The following is a 23,169-nucleotide window of genomic DNA, read 5'->3' as shown; positions in this document are numbered from 1 at the left end:
TCTCGTTTTACGCTGACTGGAGCCCCGACGATGCCGTCGCCCCTCGCTCGACTCCCCGACTTCATGCGCCTGACCCGACTCGACCGCCCCATCGGCACCTGGCTTTTGATGTGGCCGACGCTGGCCGCGCTGTGGCTGGCCGGTGATGGCCTGCCCACGCGTCATAACCTGATCATCTTCATTGCCGGGGTCTACGTCATGCGCGCGGCGGGGTGTGTGATCAATGACTATGCCGATCGTAACTTCGATGCCCACGTCAAGCGCACCCATGACCGCCCACTGGCGACCGGGCGCATCAGTGCGCGTGAGGCACTGATACTGTTCTTTGCGCTGCTGGCCATTGCCTTCGTACTGGTGTGCTTCACCAATGCCTTTACCATCATGCTGTCCTTTGGCGCAGCCGCGCTGGCCGCCAGCTATCCGTTCATGAAGCGCTATACCCACCTGCCGCAGGTGGTGCTGGGAGCAGCCTTTGGCTGGAGCATTCCGATGGCCTTTGGCGCCGAGCAGGGCCATGTCCCGGCCGTGGCGTGGTGGCTCTTTTTCGCCAACATCGTCTGGACGCTGGTCTATGACACCTGGTATGCAATGGTCGATCGTGACGATGACCTGAAAATCGGTATCAAGTCGACCGCCGTGTTGTTCGGTCGCATGGACCTGGTCATTCAGGGCGCGCTGCAGGTGTTGATGCTGATGCTGCTGGCTGTGGTGGGCAGTCTTGCAGGGCTTGATGGCTTTTACTGGGCAGCACTGGTGGCCATTGCCGCCGTGTTTGTCCATCAGCAGCGCCTTTGTCGCACGCGCACCCGTGAGGGCTGCTTTCAGGCCTTTTTGAACAATCACTGGGTGGGCGTGCTGCTGTTTGCCGGTATCGCGCTGGCGACCTGGCAGGCTTAGTTCCTGGGAAGCAACAGTGTTATACCCGGTGGTGCTGTCATAAAGTTGTCATATGAAGACGTTTGAATGACGATCATATGACCGGGACGATCAACAGTGCCATAGAGCGCCTATCGTCCCGGCCCGTTATCCGGCAGGGGAAGCCATTCATGTCCAGAACCGTTTTAATCGTCGACGACGAAGCGCCGATTCGCGAAATGATTGCCATGGCGCTCGAGATGGCGGACTTTCGCATTCTCGAGGCTGAGGATGCCATCACCGCCCATGAACTGGTCGTCGATGAACGTCCCGACCTGATTTTACTGGACTGGATGCTGCCCGGCGTCAGCGGGATCGATCTGGCCCGACGGCTCAAGCGCGACCCCATCACCCGCGATATCCCGATCGTGCTGCTGACGGCGCGCAGTGAAGAAGACAATAAGGTGCAGGGCCTTGAAAGCGGCGCCGATGACTACATCACCAAGCCCTTTTCCCCGCGCGAGCTGATTGCCCGCCTCAAGGCCGTGCTGCGTCGTACCACGCCGGCCGGCGTCGAGGAGACCGTCGAGGTGGGCGGGCTGCTGCTCGACCCCGTCAGCCATCGCGTCAGCGTCGACGGCAGGGCACTGGAGATCGGGCCGACCGAATACCGTCTGCTGCAGTTTTTCATGACCCATCAGGAACGTGCCTACACCCGCACCCAGCTGCTTGATCAGGTCTGGGGCGGCAATGTCTATGTCGAGGAGCGTACGGTGGATGTGCACATTCGCCGTCTGCGCAAGGTGCTGGGTGATGCCCATCAGCATCTGGTGCAGACCGTGCGCGGTACCGGCTACCGCTTTTCGTCGCGGTAGCCGGCATGCATTACTGGCTCAATGAACTCTGGCGGCTGTCCTATCTGGTCGTCTGCTTCGCCATTCTGGGCACCCTGCTGGGCTATCCCGGGTGGGGCATCGCCCTGGGTCTGGGGATCCATCTCGCCTTTACCCTTCGACACCTCAAACGCCTCTACCGCTGGCTGGAAGCGCCGGTGGATCAGCGCCCGCCCGATGGAGAAGGGGTGTGGGGCGATCTTTTTGACCGCCTCTATCGCTATCAAAAGGGTCAGCAGCATCTGCAAAATCGCCTGCGCTCGGTGTTAAAGCGCGTTCAGGAATCGGCCGAGTCGATGAGCGAAGGGGTGATCATGCTCGATTCACGCGGCTGTCTGGACTGGTGGAACAGCGCCGCCGAGCGTCTAGTCGGACTGGACAATCGCCATGATCGCGGCCATCACCTGACCAACTACCTGCGCGACCCTGCCTTTATCCGCTACTTTCGCAAAATGGATTACAGCGAGCCGATCACGATCGATGCGCCCACCAATGAGGCGCGCACCCTGTCGTGCCAGATTACCCGCTTCGGCGATGACGAACGCCTTCTGATCATTCACGATGTCACCCGGCTGCAGCGCCTGGAACAGACGCGGCGGGATTTCGTGGCCAACGTCTCGCACGAGCTTCGCACGCCGCTCACGGTGCTGACCGGCTACGTTGAAACCTGGCAAGACAACGATGGCGCGCTCCCTGCCTCCTACAAGCGCGGCCTGGGCCGCATGGAAGAACAGACCGTGCGCATGCAGCATCTGGTCGAGGATCTTTTGACCCTGTCGCGACTGGAAACCAGCGAGCGCCAACACAACGAGCGCTCGATCGACATGGCCGCACTGTGCGAGCAGATTGCCGAGGACGGACAGGAGCTGTCTGCCGGCAGCCACGAGATCACCTGCCGGATCGAGGAGAGCCGCCGGGTGTTCGGCGATGTCGAGGAGCTGCGAAGCGCCCTGTCCAATCTGATCTACAACGCCGTGCGCTATACGTCACCGGGCTGTCACATCACCATCGTGTATCGTCGATGGGACAAGGACGGTGCCGCCATAGAAGTCATTGATGACGGCGACGGCATTTCTCCGGAGCATCTGCCGCGGCTGACCGAGCGCTTCTACCGGGTCGACAAGAGCCGTTCGGTGGCCAGCGGCGGCACCGGCCTGGGACTTGCCATCGTCAAGCACGTGCTGCTGCGCCACGACGCCTGGCTCGATATCGAAAGCCGGCCCGGCGAGGGCGCCTGCTTTCGCTGTATCTTCCCTGCCACCCGTATGGAAAAGGCGCCTGACTGATCATCGGGCGCGGTCTCATGCCTTCACGGCCTGATCGTACGCTACTGATGCACGGCACGAACATCGGCCAGCCCGTGGTAGCGTTCCAGCAATGCCAGCAAAATGGCCTGACTTTCCACATCGACATTGCCGTGCGTATCGGCCGGTCGAAAGTGCATCTGAAAGGCGCCCAGCGCCTTGCGGGTCGGCTCGTCATACGTGCCGGTCACGCTCACCGGATACCCCCAGAGACCAAGGGCGCGCTGCAACTGTGCCATGGACAAGGGGGAGGCACTCAGCTCGCGCTGATAGCGCGTCACGACATGACGCTCGGGCCAGGCGCCAACACCGGCCTCATAAAGGCGCTGCCAGGGAAAGAACGGGCCCGGATCCACCTTGCGGCCCGGGGCAATGTCACTGTGTCCCAGCACGTTTTCCGGGGCGATGTGGTAGCGATCAACGATGTCGCGTGCCAGCGCCGTGACCAGCTCGATCTGGGCTCGACTGTAGGGGTCCCACACCATGCCATCGGGCGAGGGGTAGTGGCCGCGATTGACGATCTCGATGCCAATGGAGGTGTCGTTGAGATTGATGCGATCTCCCCAGCTGCTCACGCCGGCATGCCAAGCCCGCCTGTTCTCATCGACCAGCTGCATCACCACGGGTTGATTCTGATACTCGCCAGGGGCGGCCGTGACCAGATAATGGGCGCTGACATTGTTCCCGGTCAGCGCCCTGAAGGCAGCGGTGTCATCGCCGCCGGTATAGTGGAGCACCAGAAAGCGAATGCGCTGGTTCTGTCCCGGTGAGGATACCGAGTGATCCACCCGATAGCCGCTGCGCCGCTCGAGGGCAGCACCCTGCGCCGGGCTATAACGTCGGGCTGGAGCAGGGTCATCGATGACCGGGACATTACTGAAGATGCGGTCGATGGCGTCGGTATCGACCATGGGCGTCGGGGCGGGTGCGGGCGTACTGGCACAGCCGGCCAGCATCATGGCCAGCGCCAGCCCCGCAAGCAGTGATTTTGACATGTTGTGTTCCGTCAGGACGGTGAATCCGGGGCTTCAAAACGCCATACGACACGAGTCACTGTGCAGGCCCTGACGGGCATTTCATGCGACATGTCACATCATGTTACGACGACAGGATCGCATCATAGCAGTGTTGTTCACGCTTGCCTGCATGACGTCTGCATCGAGACAGGGTCTATTGCGGCGCCGGCAGGGCCATGTAATGACGCCGCCACATCATGACGCCCGCGGCCACCGCGGCCGGCATGACCAGCAGATTGACGATAGGAATCCAGATCAGGGCAGAGACCACGCCGCCAAAGGTCAGCGTCGGCCACCAGCGCGCGCTCAGGCGCTTTTTCATGTCGGGAAAGCTCACCCCGTTGTTGTCCATGGGGTAGTCCAGATACTGAATCGACATGCTCCAGATTGAAAACAGCGCCCAGCACAGCGGCGCTGCCAGGTGCAGCACGGGCACAAACCCGATCAACAGCAGCAGCAGTACGCGGGGGGCCATCCAGGCCAGCTTTTGCAGTTCGCGCTTTAAGCTGTCGATGGCCTGGCGCCAGAGGGAGCGGTCATCGATGCTCTCCTGCTGGCCGGACAGACGCTTTTCGACGTTCTCGGCCAGAAACCCGTAAAAGGGCGAGGCGATCAGGTTGGCCACGACCGTAAAGGTAAAGGCCAGCACGATGATCAGACACAGCACGACCAGCGGCCAGATCAGCCATTCAAGCCACTCGAGCCAGCCCGGAACGCTGGCCATCCAGTAGTTGACCCAGCCGGAAAACCGCTGGATCACAACCGTGAACAGCGCTGCATAAATGGCCAGATTGGCCAGCAGCGGGATCACGACATAACGTCGAAGCCCGGGCGAGAGCACCATGGAAAACCCGCGCCCCAGCGCAGAGACGGCATAGACCATTGAAGGATTATCCAGTCATCAAAGGGGGTGGGCAGGCAGATTATCATACCCGCCGACCCTCGCGGAGAGGGTCGGCAAGCGTCATGAAAGAGACGTGCTCAGGAAAGGGCCGTACTCAGGGCGTTGGCGTGCTGCCCGGCGACGGCGAGGCATTGCCTGAGTGACGAATATCATCGCCCTCGACCAGATACACCACCGATTCCGCCAGATTGTCGGCATGATCGCCGATGCGTTCCAGTGAACGCAGGATCCACATGACGTTGAGCACCGAGCTGATCGAGCGCGGATCCTCCATCATGAAGGTGACCAGAGAGCGCATGGCAGTCTGGTAGTCCTGATCAACGATCTCGTCCTCGCCCAGCACTTCGCGCGCCATGGGCACATCCATGCGGGCAAAGGCAGTCAGCGCATTGCGCACCATGTCGCGCACGCGGGTACTGATATGGCGAATTTCAGTAAAGCCGCGGCTGGTCAGACCTTCCTCGATCAGACTCAGGGCATGACGAGCGATCTTGTTGGCCTCATCCCCCATGCGCTCCAGATCGGAGGTAGCACGGGTGACGGCCAGCACCAGCCGCAGGTCGGAGGCCGTGGGCTGGCGCCGGGCCAGAATATGGGCGCACTCGTCATCGATGTCGAGCTGGAAGTTATTGACCTCACGGTCGTTGTCACGCACGCGCTCGGCCGCTTCGAAATCGCCCTCGAGCAGGGCCGCGATGACCTCATTGATCTGGCGCTCTACCAGCCCCCCCATCGCCAGCAGCTGAGTCTTCAACGACTCAAGCTCCTGATTGAACTGACGCGAAATGTGCTGGCTGTGAGGGTCGTTGGCAATGTCCATGTAGACTCCGTTCACGGATCAAAGGCGCTGCCTGGCAACGCCATGTTGCCACCAGCATCGCGCATGGTAATGACAATTTGATGACATCGTGGCGGCAATTCTTACCGCCACGATGCAGGCCCTGCATGGCCCGGCGGCCACTGATTAGCCCAGCGGCCACTGATTAGCCCAGCGGCACCAGCTTGGCAAAGCCCAGTACCAGCCACTTGTCGCCGTCTTCCTCGAAACTGACGTGCACGCGCGCGCGTTGGCCCTGGCCTTCGGCATTGATCACGACCCCTTCACCGAAGACCGGATGACTGACGCGCTGGCCCAGCGACAGGCTGGGCAGCTCGTCACCACCGTCGACCTGCTCCTGGCGCACGCTGGATTCACGTGAAGTGACCGGACGGGAAATCTGCCCGCGCAGGCGCACCTCCTCGACCAGGTTTTCCGGCAGCTCGCGCAGAAAGCGCGATGGACGCTGGAAGGTCTCCTTGCCGTGCAGGCGCCGCGATTCGGCATGGGTGAGATAGAGCTTCTCCATCGCCCGCGTGATCCCGACGTAGCAGAGCCTGCGCTCCTCCTCGAGGCGGCCGGGCTCTTCCAGCGACATCTTGTGCGGAAAGAGGCCCTCTTCCATACCGGTCACAAACACCACCGGAAATTCCAGCCCCTTGGCCGAGTGCAAAGTCATCATCTGCACCGCATCCTCGAACTCATCGGCCTCGTGCTCGCCGGAGTTGAGTGCCGCCTCGGCCAAAAAGGTACCCAGCATGTCGCCTTCACGATCGCTCATCGGATCAAAGGGATTGCTCTGGGTAGCGGCCTTCGCCGCGCTGACCAGCTCTTCCAGGTTTTCGACCCGCGCCTGGCCTTTCTCGCCCTTCTCGGCGCGGTGGTGCTCGATCAGTCCGGTCTGGCTGATCACGTGATCGATCATCTCGTGCAGGGCCAGGCCCGCGGTGTCGTTATCAAGCTGATCGATCAGATTGCTGAAGGTGGTCACACTCGAGGCCGCGCGGCCTTTCAAAAGGCCTTTTGACGGCGCGTCATTGAGCGCCTGCCACAGCGATACCCCCTCGTCGCGGGCATAGGCGCGCAGCAGCTCGACGCTGCGGGTCCCGATGCCACGCGCCGGCACGTTGATCACGCGCTCAAGCGAGGCATCATCGTCACGCGACACCATCAGGCGCAGGTAAGCCAGCGCGTTCTTGATCTCGAGACGCTCGTAAAAGCGCTGACCGCCGTAAATGCGATAGGGCACCTTCTGGCGAATCAGCGCCTCCTCCAGCACCCGCGACTGGGCGTTGGAGCGATACAGGATGGCGATGTCACGCCGGGCACGGTTTTTCTCGCGCACCTGAGCAGCAATGGTATCGACAATAAAACGCGCTTCGTCCAGGTCGTTGAAACCGCCATACAGCGAGATGCGCTCGCCTTCGGCGACATCGGTCCAGAGCTCCTTGCCCATGCGCCCGGCGTTGTGACGAATCAGCGCGTTGGCCGCCTCCAGAATGGCACTGGTCGAGCGGTAGTTGCGCTCAAGGCGCACCAGACGGGTGTCGTGAAACTCGTCACGAAAGCGTGCCAGGTTCTCGACCTTCGCGCCGCGCCAGCCGTAGATCGACTGGTCATCATCACCCACGGCGGTCAGGCAGGCGCGATCGCCGGCCAGAAGCTTGAGCCAGGCATACTGCAGCGTGTTGGTGTCCTGAAACTCGTCGACCAGCAGGTGCTGAAAGCGCTCACGGTAGTGCTGTAAAAGGCGTGGATTGTCGCGCAGAAGCTCAAGCGACCGCAGCAGCAGCTCGCCGAAATCGACCAGACCACCGCGCTCACAGGCCAGGTGATAGAGCTCGTAGAGATCCACCATCTGCTGCATGTAGGCATCACCATGGGCATCAATGTCGCCCGGGCGCATGCCTTCTTCCTTGCAACCGCCGATGAAGTACTGCACCTGCTTGGGTGGGTAGCGCTCATCGTCGATGTTGTGATCGCGCAGCAGCCGCTTGACCAGCCGCAGCTGATCATCGCTGTCGATGATCTGGAAATGTTCAGGCAGCCCGGCATCCTGCCAGTGGGTGCGCAGCAGACGATGGGCGATGGAGTGAAAGGTGCCGACCCACATGCCGCGCGGCGAGACCTTCAACAGCGTCTCCAGTCGCGAGCGCATCTCGCGGGCGGCCTTGTTGGTGAAGGTCACAGCCAGAATCGACCAGGGCGACAGGCCATCGACCTCCATCAGCCAGGCAATGCGATGCACCAGCACCCGGGTCTTGCCGGAGCCGGCACCCGCCAGCACCAGCATGTTGCCCTGCGGGGCGCCGACCGCGTCGCGCTGATCGGAGTTGAGCGAATCGAGTAGCGCAGAGGCGTCCATGAAATCAGATACCCAGGAAATCGGCCGGGAAGGGCCTGAGAAAGAGATCAAAAAGAAGCCTCTACCCTAGCATATCCGGCACCAATGGTCCCTCTCACTGCGCCTGCCCTGCACCGCCAGAAGCTTATTGATCGTCGGATTTGCCGCGGTGGCGAGCACTGTCCTGACGGGCACGATCAAAGGGGTCGGGCCGGGGCGTGCGCAGCGGGTCCAGGCTGCGCTTGACCGCCACCAGATGCTCGGCCAGCTGTGGACCGCGCGTCTTGGCCACGCCCACGGCGAGAATATCGATCACCACCAGATGCGCGATGCGCGAGCTCATGGGCCGATAGACCTCGCTGTCCTCGAACACGTCGATATAAAGCCCAAGGGTGCACTTCTCGGCCAGCGGCGAATCCGCCGGGCACAGACCGATGACCGTGGCCCCATGGGACAGGGCAATATCGACACTCGAGAGCAGCGAGCTGGAACGCCCGGTCTGGGAAATGGCCACCACCACATCATGCTCGCCCAGCGTGACCGCCGACATGTGCTGCATGTGCGGATCGGAGTAGGCGGCCGTCGAAATGCGCAGGCGAAAGAACTTGTGCTGGGCATCGATGGCAACTGCCCCGGAGGCGCCGTAGCCGTAGAACTCGACCCGGCTGGCATCCGACAGGGCATTGATGGCGCGGGTCATGCTGGTGGCATCGATGCGGTCGCGCACCCCCAGCAGCGTGCCCACGGTGGAATCAAAGATCCCGCGGGAGAACTCCGCCACGCTGTCGGTTTCGTTCATCGAAAATTCGGAAAACTGCTCGCCGGTCGCCAGTGTCTGCGCCAGCTTGAGCTTGAAATCCTGATAGCCGGTGCAGTCCGTGGCGCGACAAAAGCGGATCACCGTGGGCTCGCTGACCCCGACCCGGGCCGCCAGCGCTGCCAGCGGCAAATGAATGACTTCATCGGCGTTGCGCAGCACGAAACGGGCCACCTTCTGTTCGGAACGGCGAAAGGCCGGCAGCCGTGCGCGCAGGTCATCAAAAAGCGTGACGCTCAAGGTGGATCCTCTGTGCTGGTTGACGCACGCCCTTTGTTGCGGTACGTCATGAAATTGTCAACAGCACTATCATACGCTGAGTGCGAGCACTGATCGACGCTGACTATTACGTTCATGGTCACGTCGACACAGTGTCATGTCCCCGATCCATTTCAATGTCGAAGGGTGCATCGTTCATGCAAAAACAGACTGCTGATCAATCCCGACTCAATGCCGTTCGCAACGAAATTCTCGATATCGCCCTGCATCTTGATGCCAGAGAAAGCGAGAAACGCCGCCAGCGCGCCGCCGAGCGGGCCCTGAGAGCCCGCCGCGGTATCGAGGATCATTTCGAATTTCGAAGGCTTGCCGCCCAGTTCAGTGAGGAAGAGGACCGCCGACGCCACTTTGGCTAGCCAGGGCCGCTTCACGAGGGCGTAAAACGATCGTGGCCGGCAGGGCCGGCCACGGTCACAGGCGGCAAAAAGGCAGTTACCGACTGGCCGAACGCGGCCTTCCAGGGCTCAGGACCAGCTCGACCCGACGGTTCTGGGCACGTCCTGTCTCGGTGTCGTTGCCGGCCAGCGGCCGGGTCGGCCCATAGCCGATCGCCCGCAGCTGCGAGGCCTTGACGCCGCCGCGGCTCAGGTAGCGCAGCACGGCCGTGGCCCGCCCAACGGAAAGCTCCCAGTTCGACGGGAACCGGTCGTTCGAAATGGTTCGACTGTCGGTATGTCCCTCGACTGAAATTTCGCCGTCAAAATCCTTGAGCGCCGGCAGCAGGCGATCGAGCAGTACGCTGCCCTGTCCGCTGATGTCGATATCGGCGCTGGGAAAGAGCAACCGGTCCTCGATGCGCAAAATGGTGCGCTCACGCTCGCGCGTCACCTGAACGCCCTCGATACCGGCCAGACGATGGTCCATGGCCATGACCTCATCCGAGGGCGTCTCTTCTTCTGTTGGCAAGACGATGTTTTGCAAAGGAATCATCACCGCCAGTGCCGCCTGGACATCGACCCGGGCCGGCGTCCGACTGTCGCTGGCCGCCGTAGTGGACAGCATCTGCCAGGGTGGGGGTGGCGTCGGCGAAGCGGCAAGCCATGGCAATACACCGGTGGTGCTGACCGGCACGGCCTGCACCGGCGAGAGTCGGTCCATGGCCGCAAGCGTCAGCGGCGATACCATCACCGCGGTGGCAGCCGACGACGTCGGCAATGTCGACGCACTGGCGTTTTCCTGAGGCACGACGCCGCGCATGGCCAGCAGCAGCACGAACAGCACCAGCAGCAGGGTCAAAAGATCCAGATAGCTGAGCATCCAGCCATCGCTTTCCTCGCTGCGATCCACATTCAGGACCAGCTCGCGGGCGGCCTGGCGAGCCTGTCCCGAGGATCCCGATGATCGGTGTTCCATCACGACGCGCTGCCTCCGCCACCTTCCGACTCGCGTGACAGGGGGCGTTCGCCCAGCTCATCGTGGGCCTCACTGATAAAGGAGTTGAGCGTGGCCTCGATAAAGGAGGGCAGGCGGCGGCGCGAAATCATGGACACGCCTTCCAGCACCATGTTCATCGAGATCAGTCGATCCTCGGTGCGCCGCTCCAGCTTGACCGCAATCGGTCTGAACAACAGATTGGCCAGCAAAATGCCGTAGAAGGTCGACAGCAGGGCGACCCCCATGCGCGGGCCGATCACGGCCAGATCGCCGTTCTGGATCACTTCCAGCATGTTGATCAACCCGACCAAGGTGCCCAGCATGCCGAAGGCCGGCGCGTAGGTGGCCATGGTGCGAAAGATCTGCGCCTCGGCCAGCTCCCGGGCGCGCAGGCGCGTGATGCGCCAGCGCAGAAGATCCAGAATCTCCTCTTCGCGCACGTTATCGATCACCAGGCTGATGCCGGTACGCAAAAACGGGTTGCGGGTATTTTCAAGCGCGCGCTCTACCGCACGGGCATCGCCATGCATCCATTCCCGCGCCAGGGCCACCAGCTCGTCGATATCCTCGCGGATAAAATCGGGCTCGCGACGAAAGACACTGCCAACCAGCGCCACTACGCGGCGAATCTCGCGCATCGGGTAGCTGATCATGGTGGCGGCCAGCGTCCCGGTCAGCACGATCAAAAGGCCGGCCAGATTGAAAAAGCTCAGGGGCGACTGTGCGGTAAACAGCACCACGACCATGAGCAACAGTATGCTGACCACGATGCCGATCAGGGTCGAGGGATTACCGGGAACGCCGGCCGGGCGGCCGGAAGAAGCCTGGGAAGCACGGTCAGTACTGCCGGATTGACTGCTGGTCATGAAAGGACATCCATGTGCATGCAGCGTCGTGATATCGAAGGCCGATAAGTTTCCCTTCAGCCAGCGTCACTGCTGCCGATATTGACCGGTCCATTCTGACAGAGCACTTTCGCGTCAAACGCCACGAATAGCGCCATTTTTGGCGCGCATTCATTCGCTTGAACAAGAGTTGTGCACCTTTCCCACAGAGTTATCCACATTTTTTATTGACAGTGGATATCCCTGTGATCAAGTGAGGACATCACACCTCACTCCCTTCTTTCTTCCAGACGTAAAAAAGCGGACACCAGAGGTGTCCGCCAGGTGTCCTGATCCTGTGTTAATGGATCAGGTTATAAACGAACACAATGGCGACTCCGATAGGCGCGATAAAGCGCGCCGAGAAACGCCACCAGGCAAAGGCCATACCGCTCATGTTGAGCTGAGCGCGCACTTCGTCGCGTCCCATGAACCAGCCTACGAACACGATGGTGGCAAGGCCCGTCAGCGGCAGCATGATCTTGCTGGTCACATAGTCGAGCAGGTCGAACACCGTCATGCCAAAGGGGGTAAAGGCCGACCAGTCGTTGAACGACAGCACCGTGGCGATACCCAGCAGCCAGGTCGCCGCACCGGCCACCAGTGCCGACTGCAGACGGGTGAGCGGTGTTTTCTCCTCGAGCCATTCAACGATCGGCTCCAGCAGTGAAATGGCCGAGGTCCACGCGGCAAAGACCAGCAGTACGAAAAACAGCGTGCCGAAAATGACACCGCCGGACATGCTGCCAAAGGCCAGCGGCAGGGTCTGGAAAATCAGTCCAGGGCCGGCTGCCGGGTCCAGTCCGTTGGCGAACACGATCGGGAAAATGGCCATGCCGGCCGCCAGCGCGATGATCGTATCGAGAATGACCACCGTCAGCGCAGTGCGGCCGATATTAACGTCATCACTGAGATAGGAGCCATAAGCCATCATGATGCCCATGCCCAGACTCAGAGTGAAAAAGGCGTGTCCCATCGCGGCCAGAATCACATCACCAGTGAGCCTTGAGAAGTCGGGATTGAACAGATAATCCAGCCCGGCTTCAAAGCTGCCCGTGGTGGCGGCATAGCCCACCATGACCAGCAGCAGTACGGCCAGCGCCGGCATGAGAATCTTGGCGGCACGCTCAAGCCCGCCGGCGACGCCGCCGGCCACAATGGCAATGGTCAATACCATGAACAGGCTATGCCAGAGCAGCAGCAGCTCCGGGCTGCCCAACAGATTGGAAAACAGCGCGCCAACGCCTTCGCCGTCAAGCCCGGTAAAGGTCGCGGTCGCACTGTAGCGGATGTAGGCCAGCGCCCAGCCACCGATGACGCTGTAAAATGACAAAATCAGCCAGGCAGCCAGAATGCCACCCACCCCAATCAGTACCCAGGCCTTCGAGCGCTTGAGACGCCCGGCAATGCGGTTCATGGTCGAAATGGGGTTTTTCTGCCCCAGCCGGCCCAGCAGCCACTCACTCATCAGAATGGGCAGGCCGATCAGCAGGATGCAGACCAGATAGACGAGAACGAAGGCACCGCCGCCGCTCTCACCGGTCATGTAAGGAAATTTCCAGATATTGCCCAGCCCGACGGAAGAGCCGACCGCGGCGAGCAGGAAAGCGATGCGCGAGGACCATTGCGCATGAGAATGGGGCTTGTTGGTCATGAGGCTACCCTGTGGTTCCCTGTAAGTCGGCGGGCGCGGGCGGCTTCAGGACTGCAAACCGCCTCGGCACCAACGCCCGTGCTTCGTTGTTGGTATTTTCCTGAACCATTGTGCCTCAATGGCCCCTGTCGAAAACGCCTGATGACGTGCATTGTACAGGCGCATTTTTGAACATCACCCTGTGCGCGCTAAAACAGTGATTCCTGCCGCTCACCGGCAAAGGCGGCCAGCGGTGGCAGGGCAATACGCTCGGATAGCCGGCCGTGGAACTCACGGGCCAGCAGCGGCGCGGCCCGGTTATCCGGAGTATGCACAAACAATACAGGACTTTTCCCCTGTTCCATCCACAGCGCCAGCTGCTCGACCCAGGGCGTGAAGCGCGCGTGATTGATCTCGTGATCAAAGTGCCCGATAAAGCGCACCACCGGCTGAGCCGCCGTGCTCAGGACATGCAGCGGTCGACGTGGCTTTTCGCGCTGGGCCTGCTGTAGCCGGATATCGTCACCGGCCGGGGTGGCAAACAGCGCGCGCGTGTCCAGCATGACCCGATCGGCCTTGTGAGTTATCAACAGCCGGTTGAGGGACTGCTCGGCCATCCCCTTGTGGAAAAATTCACTATGGCGCACTTCCACGGCACGGGGCAGCGCCTTAGGCCAGCGTTGCAAAACGGCTTCGAGCATGGGCAACTCATCTGCGCCGAAATCCCGGGGCAGCTGAATCATGGTCGGACCCAGCCGATCATGCAGCGGCGCCAGCCGCTCGAGAAAGTGATCCATCTCGGCCTCAATGCCCACCAGCCGTTTGTCATGCGTCAGCGCCGAGGGCAGCTTGAAGCAGAAGCGAAAGTGCTCGGGCGCCTGGCGTGCCCAGGTGGCCACCACGTCCTCGCGCGGTGCCCCGCTGTAGAAGGTGGTATTGCCCTCAACGCTGGAAAAGACGTCGGCATAGTCCGGCAGCGAGTCGCTCGGCTCGGCGTAGCGCCCGTAGAGTGTGCCACGCCATTCGGCATTGGCCCACATTGCCAGCCCCAGATGCAGTGTCCCCGCCATGGTCAGCGCACCCGTTCGGCATCAAAGCGCTGCCGGGGGGCGACGATCTCGTTCTGGGCCTGAATCAGGGCAAGCTCGCGGGTGCCGGCCTCAAAGGTATGGGTGAAAAGGGCATGCACGGCCTCGGCGGTCCTTTCCAGCGCCCGCGCCGGTCCTTCACCGTTAATCCCGTCCTGATCACGCAGGCAGCAGGCCAGAAACACGGCGGCAGTAAAATCACCGGCGCCGTTGGGGGCCACCGGAAAATCAAAGCGGGGCGTGGCGATCCGCCAGCTGCCCACTGCGGTATCCACCAGCATTTCGATGGTGTCAGGGGTACTGTCATCGATATCCAGTGAGGTCACCAGCACCACGCTCGGGCCCTGCTCGCGCAGGCGTGCTGCCGCCGTCAGCACGTCACCAAGCGAGGCAATGGACTGGTCGCTTAAAAAGGCCAGCTCGAACTGATTGGGCGTGATGATATCGGCCGCCGGTACGGCGCAGTCGCGCATCCACTCCGGAATCCCTTCGCGCACAAAAAAGCCCCGGCCAATGTCGCCCATTACCGGATCACAGCAGTACAGCGCCCCGGGACTGGCCGAGCGCACGCGGGTCACGCTTTCAAGCACTGCCCGGCCGATGCCTTCATCGCCCATGTAGCCCGACAGCACGGCCTGCACGTCACAAAGTCCGGTCAGCGCCTCGACGCCGTCAAGTACCTCCTTGAGATGCGCCGACGTAAACACCTCACCGGTAAAGGCGCCATAGCCCGTGTGGTTGGAAAACTGCACCGTATTGATGGCGGTGACCTCGCAGCCCAGACGCTGCAGCGGCAGAACGGCGGCGCGATTGCCAACATAGCCATAGGCCACGTGGCTTTGAATGGAAATGATATGGGTCATGAAAACGCTCGATAATACGCATGGAATACCCACGAACGCGCGGGCCTGTCTATGCTTGGAAAGATAACATTCTGTTGAGGTGGACCGCTCATGTCGCGTGCAATGCGCATCATCGGCTGGACGCTGGGGGGCCTGGTGGCCCTGCTGGTGCTGCTGGCTCTTGTGATGACCCTGATGAGCTGGAACTGGCTCAGACCCACGATCAATGACCGGGTCTCCGAGACGCTGGGCCGTCCCTTCGCCATTGAAGGCGATCTCGGACTGTCCTGGCAATGGGACAGCTGGCACCTTTCGCCGCGCGTCAGCGCCGAGGATATCGTGCTGGGCGACCCGCCTGAGCTGAATCAGGCCCGCAGCGTAGAGGCCGGCAGCGAAGAGGCGCGCACGGCCCGCATTGGCCAGGTAGCAGTCAGCCTGCGACCGTTCGCCCTGCTGCAAAAGCGTATCGCGCTGCATGATCTGGTCGTGCGTGATGCCAGCGCTAACCTGCGCCGTGTCGATGAGACCCACAACAACTGGCAGCTCACCAGTGCATCTGACAGCGACAAGGGCAAAAGCGATCAAAACGAGGACAGCGGCTGGCAGTTTGCCATCGACCAGCTTGATGTAAATCGGGTGCAGGTCGCCCTTGTTGATCAGGTGCTTGATGTGAACGCCACCGCCACGCTTGAAACGCTGGGCGAGCCGGTGCGCTGGGAAGAGGTGGTCGGCAGTGATCAAAAAACGAACAGCAACGATCAAAAGGTAGCCGATAACCCACCCGCATCAGGCGATAGCACGACCGGCGGCGAACGTGACTTCCGTTTTGCCTGGCAGCTCAAGGGCACCTACCGCGGCAGCACCCTCAACGGCGATGGCCGCCTGGGCGGGCCGGCAGCGCTGCGTGAAGGTGGACGCTTCCCTCTGGAGGTGCACCTGGCCTCGGGCAATTCCCGCCTTGATGTGGTCGGCACGCTCAACGATCCGATGAAGCTTGCCGGTCTGGACCTGCAGGTCGGCGTGGCCGGGGACAATCTGGGCGATCTCTACGCCCTGACCGGTGTGGTACTGCCACAGACCCCGCCCTATGCCACGAAGGGCCGCCTGACGGCCGAGCTGGATCACCCCGAAGGCGGCGTCTACGAGTACCGCGATTTTGATGGCACGATCGGCGACAGCGATATTCATGGCAGCCTGCACTACGCCGACGGCACACCGCGCCCGAAACTGACCGGTGAGCTGGTATCAAAACAGCTCCGATTTGCCGATCTGGCCCCGCTGGTGGGCGCCGACAACAAGGAGACCGGCAATTCGGTCAATCCCGATCAGCCCAAAGACAGGGTGCTGCCGGTATCACGGTTCAACACCGATCGATGGAACACCATGGATGCCGACGTGCGCTTTCGCGCCCGTGACATCGTGCACGGTGAATCACTTCCGCTGAGCAATCTTTCCACCCACCTGGTCATGGACAATGGCGAGATCCTGATGGACCCGCTGAGCTTTGGCCTCGCCGGCGGTCACCTCAATACCACCCTGCGTCTGAGCGGACAGGCATCGCCACTGCGGGCGCGCATCGACATGCATGCTCGAGGCCTTCAACTGGGTCAAATCCTGCCCAACGACAGCGATCTGACCGAAGGGCTGGGCGAGATCAACGGAGATGCGACGCTCTCGGGGCGAGGCAACTCGGTCGCCGCGCTGCTGGGATCCAGCGATGGTGAACTACAGCTTCTGATCGAACAGGGCCGCATCAGCCGCAATCTGATGGAGCTGGCAGGGCTCAACGTGGGCAACTACCTGATCGGCAAGCTTTTTGGGGATGAGGAAGTCGCCATTCACTGTGCCGCGGCCGATCTGCAGTTCAACGACGGCATGGTGCGCCCCCGCGTGTTCACCATTGATACCGATAATGCCATCGTCAACGTGGAAGGCGCGGTGAACCTGGCCAGCGAACAGATGGATCTGACCATCAAACCGGACAGCAAGGGCTTTCGCATATTCACCCTGCGCACGCCGCTTTATGTCAGCGGCACCCTCAAAAACCCCTCTCCAGGTGTGGAAGCCGCCCCCTTGATTGCCCGGGGCGCGGCTGCCGTGGCACTGGGCACGCTGGCGGCGCCGGCGGCCGCCCTTGGCGCGCTGATCTCGACCAGCGCCGGTGAGAAAAGCCAGTGCGGTGCCCTGATTCAGCGCATGAAAACTGACTGATCAGGGCTGACTGCGATACGCCCTGTCCGCCAGACCCGTCGAGCCCCGAAGGCATGACTGTTTAACCCGGGGCATGGCTTTTTAAAACATGCCTTTGAAAAAACGCCGGCACTCGTGACGGCGTTTCTTCAAGGCTCATGAAGCCATAAAAAACGGGGCGCCCTTTAAGGGACGCCCCGTGATCAACGGCTCAGGTAGTGCTCGCTTACTGCTTGTCTTCCGGCAGCGCGTAAACCGCGATCTGATCGCCGACCTGATCCTTGAGGATGGTGTTCCCCCCCGCCACAAAGGCCACGTACTGGCGACCCTTGTATTCATAGACGGCCGGATTGGCGACCACCGGTGCCTGGGTCTGATCTTCCCAGAGCTTTTCACCGGTCTTGAGCGAGTAGGCACGGGCCTTGGCATCCATCGAAGCACCGATGAACACCACGCCACCCGCCGTGACGGCCGGACCACCAATGGTCGGTGAGCCCCAGCGTTCCGGCATGAAGAAGCCGAACTGCTGCGAGGCGCCGACCGGCTTGCGCCACTTGACGTCACCGGTGTGCATGTCGATTGCCACAATCTCGCCAAACGGCGGCTCCCAGCAGGGCATGCCCAGCCAGTTGCTCGCCACATTCAGGCGCATGCCGTACGGCGCGCCTTCCTGCGGCGCGAAACCGCTTTCGTTGCCGGAACCGTTGTCGGCCTTGTCATAGTCTTCACGGTTATAGAGCTTGACGGTCTGGACAATGTGCGAGGTATTGACGATTGCGGTCTGGCTGACGGGATCAAACGCCACGCCCCCCCACTGAACGCCACCGGCGCTGTCAGGATAGGCCAGCGCCCCTTCACCACGAGTGGTGGGCGGCGTGTACATGCCTTCATAGGTCAGCTTATCCCACAGGCGCGAGCACTGACCAAAGCCGACAGCATCCGCCAATCCCCAGATTTCGGGCTTTTTGGACTGATCCAGCAGCGGCGCCGGTTTGGTCGGGAAGGGCTGGGTCGGTGAATAGACTTCGCCCTCGACGCTACCGTCTCCCTGGGGGACCGGGCGTTCCTCGATCGGCCAGACATCTTCACCGGTCAGGCGATTGACCACGAACAAAAAGCCCATCTTGGTGGCCTGCACCAGTGCCGGGATTTCCTTGCCGTCGACGGTAATGTCCATCAGGGTCGGCGCAGCGTTGATGTCGTAGTCCCAGATATCGTGATGGACCCACTGACGCGACCAGACCACTTCGCCGGTTTCCACGTCAAGCGCCGTCGTCGAGGTCGCCAGTGGCGCCTTTTCAGTGCGATTGCCGCCCCAGAAGTTGGGGGAGGGCGAAGAGACCGGCAGATAGATCAATCCGTTTTGCTCATCAGCCGACATCTGCGTCCAGACGTTAGCGGTGCCGCTTTTGCGGCGCATCTCGTCTGAAAGCGCTTCAAATTCCCACTCACGCTCGCCGGTGCGGGCATTGATCGAGAACACGGTACCCGGAGGCGCTTCCTGATAGGCCCAGTCCTTGCCGGCCCAGCCGAAGATGACGTGATCACCCACGATGGTCGGCGGCTGCAAAAGCGACAGCGGGAACTTGGCATTGACGGTGTTCCACTGATCGACATTAAGCACACCATTGTCGGCAAAGCCCTGACATGGCTTGCCGGTGTCAGCATCAAGGGCAAACAGCTGAGCGTCCATAGTGCCCATATAGACGATCTTCTGGCACGACTCGCCCTCGACCGGGTTGTCAGCTTCCCAGTAGGCCACGCCGCGGTTCTTGAGCACGGGCTGGGTCAGCGCTTCCTTCGAAGACTGGGTATCAAAGCGCCACTTTTCCTCGCCGGTGGCGGGATCATAGGCGATCAGCTTGTAAAACGGCGTACCGATGTAGAGCGTGTCATTGGCAAACACCGGTGTGGCCGACCAGACCGTGGCCGGCGTATCGCCCTTGCCGTCGGAAATATCGCCGGTGTGGACTTCCCAGACCTTTTCGAGCTGACCGACGTTATCGGTGTTGATCTGATCCAGCGGGCTGTATTTCTGCGCGTTGAGCTGACCATGGAAGCTGCTCCAGGTCGGCGAGTCCGGCACCAGCGGTATGTTGGCGCGCGCGCCCGGCTGCGCGCCAGACGTTGACGGTTGCTCAGTAGAGACTGCCGGCTGTTCGGCAGGCTCGGACGGCTGCTGGTCGGCGGCCAGAAGCAGGGTGGGGAAGGCCGCCAGAGAAAACGCGGTCAGCGTACTCAGGCGCCTGAATCCTGTGCGAAGACGCATCATATCGGGGCTCCTCATGAAGTCGTGCGGTGAGCGGGCGAGGGGCGGAAAATATCGATCATTAATCCGACCAGGGCGACGGCCATGGCAATGGCCAGCCACCACAGATGCAGCAGCAGAGCAGCAAAGGCAGTACCGACAATGAAGGCGATGGCCACGACCCGAAGCAGGTTGTGTAAACCGCGCCCATGGCACAGGGCAAGCCCGAGCCCGAGGGCGACAAGAATGGCGCAGGTCACGATGACCACCAGAGCGCCAAGCGTACCGTTCACGCCGGTCAGCGGAGTGAGATAGGCATAAAGCGCAATGGCGATACCGACCGCTGAAGCGATGAGCACGACCATGGCGCCTGGATTTGAGGATCGCATGGAAGACATGACGAGTTCCCTTCCCTTGGACAGATTTTTATGTGCCATCTCCCGGCATGACGGGTTCGGATACTGCCATTGCAGTACCGGGGATCATGAACGGGAATGGACAGATGCTGAGCGATGGCTTTTCAAAAGGCGCATCAGCCAGCATAAATGATAGCGGTTATAACAAGAAAATATACAAACTTAACCATAATTGAATCAAAAAAGAGCCTTGCGCCTGACAAAGGACTGTCATTACGAGCAAAACACGTCAAAAAAGCGCTTCAAGAAAGCGCCCATTCAAAAATGGCGCCTGAAAAACGATCCTTGAAAAAAGGCCGTTAAAAAAACGGGCATCGATCACGTGATCGATGCCCGCAGCAGCAGAACGCCAGGCGCCCTGCAGGGACAGCCTTTATTCCACTGTCACACTCTTGGCCAGATTGCGCGGCTGATCCACATCGGTGCCCTTGAGTACGGCCACATGATAGGACAGCAGCTGCAGCGGCAGGGTGTAGAGGATCGGGGCAATCACGTCATCGACGGCCGGCATGCGCAGCACGTGAACGCCTTCGCTTTCGTTGATCGCCACATGCTCATCGGCAAAAACAAACAGCTCACCACCGCGGGCACGGACTTCCTGCAGGTTGGACTTGAGCTTCTCCAGCAGTTCATCGTTGGGTGCTACCGCGATGACCGGCATGTCGCTGTCGACCAGCGCCAGCGGGCCGTGCTTGAGCTCACCCGCCGGATAGGCCTCGGCGTGGATATAGGAAATTTCCTTAAGCTTGAGCGCCCCTTCCAAAGCGATCGGGAACATGGTGCCGCGACCCAGAAACAGGGCGTGATGCTTCTCGGCAAAGGCGGCCGACATCGTCTCGATGGCACTGTCGAGTGCCAGACCACGGGTGATCAGACGCGGCAGCTCACGCAGGGCATTGACCAGACGAGCCTGCACGTCATCGTCGCCCTGACGAACATGGCGCAGGGCCAGCGTGAGCAGCAGCAGGGCGACCAGCTGGGTAGTGAAGGCCTTGGTGGAGGCCACACCGATCTCGGGGCCGGCCTGGGTCATCAGCGTCAGGTCGGATTCACGCACCAGCGAGCTGCCCGGCACGTTACAGATCGCAAGGCTTGCCAGATAGCCGCCCTTTTGCGAGGCGTAGCGCAGAGCCGCCAGCGTATCGGCCGTTTCACCGGACTGGGACAGCGTCACGAACAGCGTGCCTTCCGGTACGACCACTTCGCGATAGCGGTATTCCGAGGCGACTTCCACTTGAGTGGGGATGCCTGCCAGCTTCTCCAGCCAGTAACGCGCTACCATGCCGGCATGATAGCTGGTGCCACAGGCCACGATCTGGATGTTTTTAACATGCGCCAGCAGGTCATCGGCTTCAGCGCCCAGAATGCGGGTGAATACGTGGCGGTCGCCCAGACGGCCTTCCAGCGTATTGGCGATGACCTGAGACTGCTCGTGAATTTCCTTGAGCATGAAGTGGCGATAGTCGCCGCGCGAGACGGCACCATCACCATGTTCAAAGATGGCGCTGGGACGCTCGACGCTCTGACCGGCGTTGAAGATTTCGATATTGCCGCCCACCGTCAGGCGTGCCACATCACCTTCCTGCAGATAGATGAAGCGGTCGGTGACCTGCAAAAGGGCCAGCGGATCAGACGCCAGAAAGGCTTCGTCAATCCCCACGCCTACCACCAGCGGGCTGCCCTTGCGTGCGCCCACGATCTGATCGGGGTAGTCGGCATGGGTCACGGCCAGCGCGTAGGCACCGTTGAGCATATCGACCACGTGCTGAAAGGCAGACAGCAGATCATCATGACGCGAGACTTCACGCGACATCAGATGCGCAATCACCTCGGTGTCAGTCTCGGACAAAAAGACGTAGCCCTGACCTTCAAGATCGGCCTTGAGGATTTCGTAGTTCTCGATGATGCCGTTGTGTACCACCGCCAGGCTGTCGCCGGACTGATGGGGATGGGCATTGTTTTCAGTAGGACGACCGTGGGTGGCCCAGCGGGTATGGGCAATGCCGACATGACCGCGCAGACCGCTGGCCTGCAGCTTTTCTTCAAGTGCGGCCACCTTGCCGACCGCCCGCTGGCGTGACAGTCGAGCATCGGCGGACAGCACGGCCATGCCGGCACTGTCATAGCCGCGATACTCAAGACGCTTGAGTCCCTCAAGCAAAATGTTCTGCACCTGACGGTCAGCGACCGCACCCACAATGCCACACATAGGTTGTCTCTCCTGAAATGCCAAAAATTGCGATATCACCCCGACGCCGGGTTCATCCGACATTCGGTGGTGTCACGGCGCCTGCGTGCTGACACAGATCAGCACGACGCCCTGGTCACGGATCTGTTGACGGCTGGTGTCATCCAGCCCGTCGTCGGTAATCAATACATCAATGTGCGCCCAGCCCAGTTCAAGGTTGGGAATGCGCCGACCAAACTTGTCGGACTCCGCCATCACCACTACCTCGCGCGCCACCTCGGCCATCACCTGTGACAGGCCGGTCAGTTCGTTGAAGGTGGTGGTACCCCGCGCCAGGTCGATGCCATCGGCACCGATAAAAAGCTGATCGAAGTCGTAGGCCCGTAGCACGGTCTCGGCCACCTGCCCCTGAAAGGAGGCCGAATGGGGATCCCATGTGCCGCCGGTCATCAGCAGGGCAGGGGGATTGTCCAGCGCCTGAAGTGCGCCCGCCACCCCCAGTGAATTGGTCATGACGACCATGCCGGTACGGTGTGCCAGCGTCGGAATCAACGCACTGGTGGTACTGCCACTGTCGATGATCAGCCGCGCATGATCTGCAATGTGCTCGCTTGCTGCCCGCGCCAGCGCCTGCTTGACGGGGGAGACGCGGTGACGTCCCTGATCCCCTTCACGCGGCACGAGGGTGGCGCCCCCATGGCGACGAATCAGATGGCCGGCGCCTTCAAGCGTTGCCAGATCCTTGCGGATGGTGACACTCGAGGTCTCGAAATGTCGCGCCAGTGTCTCGACGGCCACCTCACCGCGCGCTGCCAGCAGATCAAGAATGGCTTCCCGGCGCTGAGGGGTCTGACGTCGACTCATGGAAGCGGGGTATCCGTGGATTGAAATCTATAGCTTTCGATACGAAAGATTTTGTGTTTCGAATGGAAACCCATAACGATAGCGGGGTCAAGTCAGTGCAGCGCTTTTGGCACAAAAATATGCGTCTAAAGTCGAATACGTACAAAAGAGCACATCGTGGCAACAAAAAAAGGGCGCCACACAACGGTGCGGCGCCCGACAGGATGTTCACCC

19 protein-coding genes are annotated in these 23,169 nt (G+C 61.2%); 5 read left to right on the top strand and 14 right to left on the bottom strand.

What is annotated here, in order from left to right; translation table 11 throughout:
• The first annotated feature begins 30 nt into the window (after positions 1-30).
• From ubiA to phoR, 3 genes are all read left to right on the top strand, one after another.
• Positions 31-897 carry a 4-hydroxybenzoate octaprenyltransferase gene (ubiA, locus tag KSP9073_RS01695; RefSeq protein WP_108841224.1) on the top strand — a complete coding sequence of 289 codons (867 nt, stop codon included), beginning with the start codon at positions 31-33 and terminating at the stop codon, positions 895-897.
• Between the two features lie 149 nt (positions 898-1,046).
• Positions 1,047-1,730: a phosphate regulon transcriptional regulator PhoB gene (phoB, locus tag KSP9073_RS01690; protein WP_108841223.1), complete on the top strand. Its 684-nt coding sequence runs from the start codon at positions 1,047-1,049 to the stop codon at positions 1,728-1,730.
• A gap of 5 nt (positions 1,731-1,735) precedes the next feature.
• The gene (gene phoR / locus KSP9073_RS01685; protein ID WP_108841222.1) at positions 1,736-3,034 is read left to right on the top strand and encodes a phosphate regulon sensor histidine kinase PhoR; all 1,299 of its coding nucleotides are present in this window, start codon (positions 1,736-1,738) and stop codon (positions 3,032-3,034) included.
• A 41-nt stretch (positions 3,035-3,075) separates the two neighbouring features.
• Here phoR and KSP9073_RS01680 read toward each other — a convergent pair whose 3' ends face one another.
• The 5 genes from KSP9073_RS01680 to KSP9073_RS01660 form a co-directional block, all read right to left on the bottom strand.
• Complete coding sequence (locus KSP9073_RS01680) at positions 3,076-4,047, bottom strand: N-acetylmuramoyl-L-alanine amidase (RefSeq protein WP_108841221.1); 972 nt, start codon at positions 4,045-4,047, stop codon at positions 3,076-3,078.
• 175 nt (positions 4,048-4,222) lie between these two features.
• The gene (gene cysZ / locus KSP9073_RS01675) at positions 4,223-4,951 is read right to left on the bottom strand and encodes a sulfate transporter CysZ (protein ID WP_108841220.1); all 729 of its coding nucleotides are present in this window, start codon (positions 4,949-4,951) and stop codon (positions 4,223-4,225) included.
• A 115-nt stretch (positions 4,952-5,066) separates the two neighbouring features.
• Positions 5,067-5,792, bottom strand: coding sequence for a phosphate signaling complex protein PhoU (gene phoU / locus KSP9073_RS01670; protein ID WP_108841219.1), 726 nt, complete (start codon positions 5,790-5,792; stop codon positions 5,067-5,069).
• A gap of 163 nt (positions 5,793-5,955) precedes the next feature.
• Positions 5,956-8,154 carry a DNA helicase II gene (gene uvrD, locus KSP9073_RS01665; RefSeq protein ID WP_108841218.1) on the bottom strand — a complete coding sequence of 733 codons (2,199 nt, stop codon included), beginning with the start codon at positions 8,152-8,154 and terminating at the stop codon, positions 5,956-5,958.
• 124 nt (positions 8,155-8,278) lie between these two features.
• Entirely contained in the window at positions 8,279-9,190 is a 912-nt protein-coding gene (locus tag KSP9073_RS01660) for an SIS domain-containing protein (protein ID WP_108841217.1), read from the bottom strand.
• Positions 9,191-9,366: 176 nt separating this feature from the next.
• Here KSP9073_RS01660 and KSP9073_RS01655 point away from each other — a divergent pair, with 176 nt between their 5' ends.
• The gene (locus tag KSP9073_RS01655) at positions 9,367-9,585 is read left to right on the top strand and encodes a PA3496 family putative envelope integrity protein (RefSeq protein WP_108841216.1); all 219 of its coding nucleotides are present in this window, start codon (positions 9,367-9,369) and stop codon (positions 9,583-9,585) included.
• Between the two features lie 76 nt (positions 9,586-9,661).
• Here KSP9073_RS01655 and KSP9073_RS01650 read toward each other — a convergent pair whose 3' ends face one another.
• The 5 genes from KSP9073_RS01650 to pdxY form a co-directional block, all read right to left on the bottom strand.
• Complete coding sequence (locus tag KSP9073_RS01650) at positions 9,662-10,582, bottom strand: OmpA/MotB family protein (RefSeq protein ID WP_108841215.1); 921 nt, start codon at positions 10,580-10,582, stop codon at positions 9,662-9,664.
• Positions 10,582-11,349 carry a motility protein A gene (locus KSP9073_RS01645; protein ID WP_243409126.1) on the bottom strand — a complete coding sequence of 256 codons (768 nt, stop codon included), beginning with the start codon at positions 11,347-11,349 and terminating at the stop codon, positions 10,582-10,584. Before KSP9073_RS01645 ends, KSP9073_RS01650 begins: the two co-directional genes overlap by 1 nt.
• Positions 11,350-11,788: 439 nt before the next feature.
• The gene (locus KSP9073_RS01640) at positions 11,789-13,141 is read right to left on the bottom strand and encodes a sodium-dependent transporter (protein ID WP_108841213.1); all 1,353 of its coding nucleotides are present in this window, start codon (positions 13,139-13,141) and stop codon (positions 11,789-11,791) included.
• 188 nt (positions 13,142-13,329) lie between these two features.
• Complete coding sequence (locus KSP9073_RS01635; RefSeq protein ID WP_108841212.1) at positions 13,330-14,190, bottom strand: DUF72 domain-containing protein; 861 nt, start codon at positions 14,188-14,190, stop codon at positions 13,330-13,332.
• A 2-nt stretch (positions 14,191-14,192) separates the two neighbouring features.
• Positions 14,193-15,071, bottom strand: a complete 879-nt coding sequence (gene pdxY, locus KSP9073_RS01630; protein WP_108841211.1) for a pyridoxal kinase PdxY — start codon at positions 15,069-15,071, stop codon at positions 14,193-14,195.
• A gap of 90 nt (positions 15,072-15,161) precedes the next feature.
• Between pdxY and KSP9073_RS01625 the strand changes: the two genes are divergently transcribed.
• On the top strand, positions 15,162-17,261 hold the full coding sequence (locus KSP9073_RS01625) for an AsmA family protein (protein ID WP_108841210.1): 2,100 nt from the start codon (positions 15,162-15,164) through the stop codon (positions 17,259-17,261).
• A 205-nt stretch (positions 17,262-17,466) separates the two neighbouring features.
• On the opposite strand, the gene KSP9073_RS01620 is transcribed toward KSP9073_RS01625, so the two are convergent.
• From KSP9073_RS01620 to KSP9073_RS01605, 4 genes are all read right to left on the bottom strand, one after another.
• Positions 17,467-19,512: a pyrroloquinoline quinone-dependent dehydrogenase gene (locus KSP9073_RS01620; RefSeq protein ID WP_108841209.1), complete on the bottom strand. Its 2,046-nt coding sequence runs from the start codon at positions 19,510-19,512 to the stop codon at positions 17,467-17,469.
• Between the two features lie 11 nt (positions 19,513-19,523).
• The gene (locus KSP9073_RS01615) at positions 19,524-19,886 is read right to left on the bottom strand and encodes a hypothetical protein (RefSeq protein WP_243409070.1); all 363 of its coding nucleotides are present in this window, start codon (positions 19,884-19,886) and stop codon (positions 19,524-19,526) included.
• A 391-nt stretch (positions 19,887-20,277) separates the two neighbouring features.
• Positions 20,278-22,113 carry a glutamine--fructose-6-phosphate transaminase (isomerizing) gene (glmS, locus tag KSP9073_RS01610; RefSeq protein ID WP_108841208.1) on the bottom strand — a complete coding sequence of 612 codons (1,836 nt, stop codon included), beginning with the start codon at positions 22,111-22,113 and terminating at the stop codon, positions 20,278-20,280.
• Positions 22,114-22,185: 72 nt separating this feature from the next.
• The gene (locus KSP9073_RS01605) at positions 22,186-22,956 is read right to left on the bottom strand and encodes a DeoR family transcriptional regulator (RefSeq protein WP_108841207.1); all 771 of its coding nucleotides are present in this window, start codon (positions 22,954-22,956) and stop codon (positions 22,186-22,188) included.
• Positions 22,957-23,169: the final 213 nt, after the last annotated feature.

This window comes from Kushneria phyllosphaerae (assembly GCF_900312995.1).
GTDB lineage: Bacteria > Pseudomonadota > Gammaproteobacteria > Pseudomonadales > Halomonadaceae > Kushneria > Kushneria phyllosphaerae.
This window is presented reverse-complemented; position numbering and strand designations above follow the sequence as displayed.

Bases quoted from the DNA above. Each gene is read 5' to 3' on its own strand.
- pdxY (WP_108841211.1), bottom strand. From the start codon at position 15,071: ATGACCCATATCATTTCCATTCAAAGCCACGTGGCCTATGGCTATGTT.
- KSP9073_RS01615 (WP_243409070.1), bottom strand. From the start codon at position 19,886: ATGTCTTCCATGCGATCCTCAAATCCAGGCGCCATGGTCGTGCTCATC.
- KSP9073_RS01635 (WP_108841212.1), bottom strand. From the start codon at position 14,190: ATGGCGGGGACACTGCATCTGGGGCTGGCAATGTGGGCCAATGCCGAA.
- KSP9073_RS01655 (WP_108841216.1), top strand. From the start codon at position 9,367: ATGCAAAAACAGACTGCTGATCAATCCCGACTCAATGCCGTTCGCAAC.
- glmS (WP_108841208.1), bottom strand. From the start codon at position 22,113: ATGTGTGGCATTGTGGGTGCGGTCGCTGACCGTCAGGTGCAGAACATT.
- KSP9073_RS01680 (WP_108841221.1), bottom strand. From the start codon at position 4,047: ATGTCAAAATCACTGCTTGCGGGGCTGGCGCTGGCCATGATGCTGGCC.
- cysZ (WP_108841220.1), bottom strand. From the start codon at position 4,951: ATGGTCTATGCCGTCTCTGCGCTGGGGCGCGGGTTTTCCATGGTGCTC.
- phoR (WP_108841222.1), top strand. From the start codon at position 1,736: ATGCATTACTGGCTCAATGAACTCTGGCGGCTGTCCTATCTGGTCGTC.
- uvrD (WP_108841218.1), bottom strand. From the start codon at position 8,154: ATGGACGCCTCTGCGCTACTCGATTCGCTCAACTCCGATCAGCGCGAC.
- KSP9073_RS01620 (WP_108841209.1), bottom strand. From the start codon at position 19,512: ATGATGCGTCTTCGCACAGGATTCAGGCGCCTGAGTACGCTGACCGCG.
- KSP9073_RS01625 (WP_108841210.1), top strand. From the start codon at position 15,162: ATGTCGCGTGCAATGCGCATCATCGGCTGGACGCTGGGGGGCCTGGTG.
- phoB (WP_108841223.1), top strand. From the start codon at position 1,047: ATGTCCAGAACCGTTTTAATCGTCGACGACGAAGCGCCGATTCGCGAA.
- KSP9073_RS01605 (WP_108841207.1), bottom strand. From the start codon at position 22,956: ATGAGTCGACGTCAGACCCCTCAGCGCCGGGAAGCCATTCTTGATCTG.
- KSP9073_RS01645 (WP_243409126.1), bottom strand. From the start codon at position 11,349: ATGGTCGTGGTGCTGTTTACCGCACAGTCGCCCCTGAGCTTTTTCAAT.
- KSP9073_RS01650 (WP_108841215.1), bottom strand. From the start codon at position 10,582: ATGGAACACCGATCATCGGGATCCTCGGGACAGGCTCGCCAGGCCGCC.
- ubiA (WP_108841224.1), top strand. From the start codon at position 31: ATGCCGTCGCCCCTCGCTCGACTCCCCGACTTCATGCGCCTGACCCGA.
- KSP9073_RS01640 (WP_108841213.1), bottom strand. From the start codon at position 13,141: ATGACCAACAAGCCCCATTCTCATGCGCAATGGTCCTCGCGCATCGCT.
- phoU (WP_108841219.1), bottom strand. From the start codon at position 5,792: ATGGACATTGCCAACGACCCTCACAGCCAGCACATTTCGCGTCAGTTC.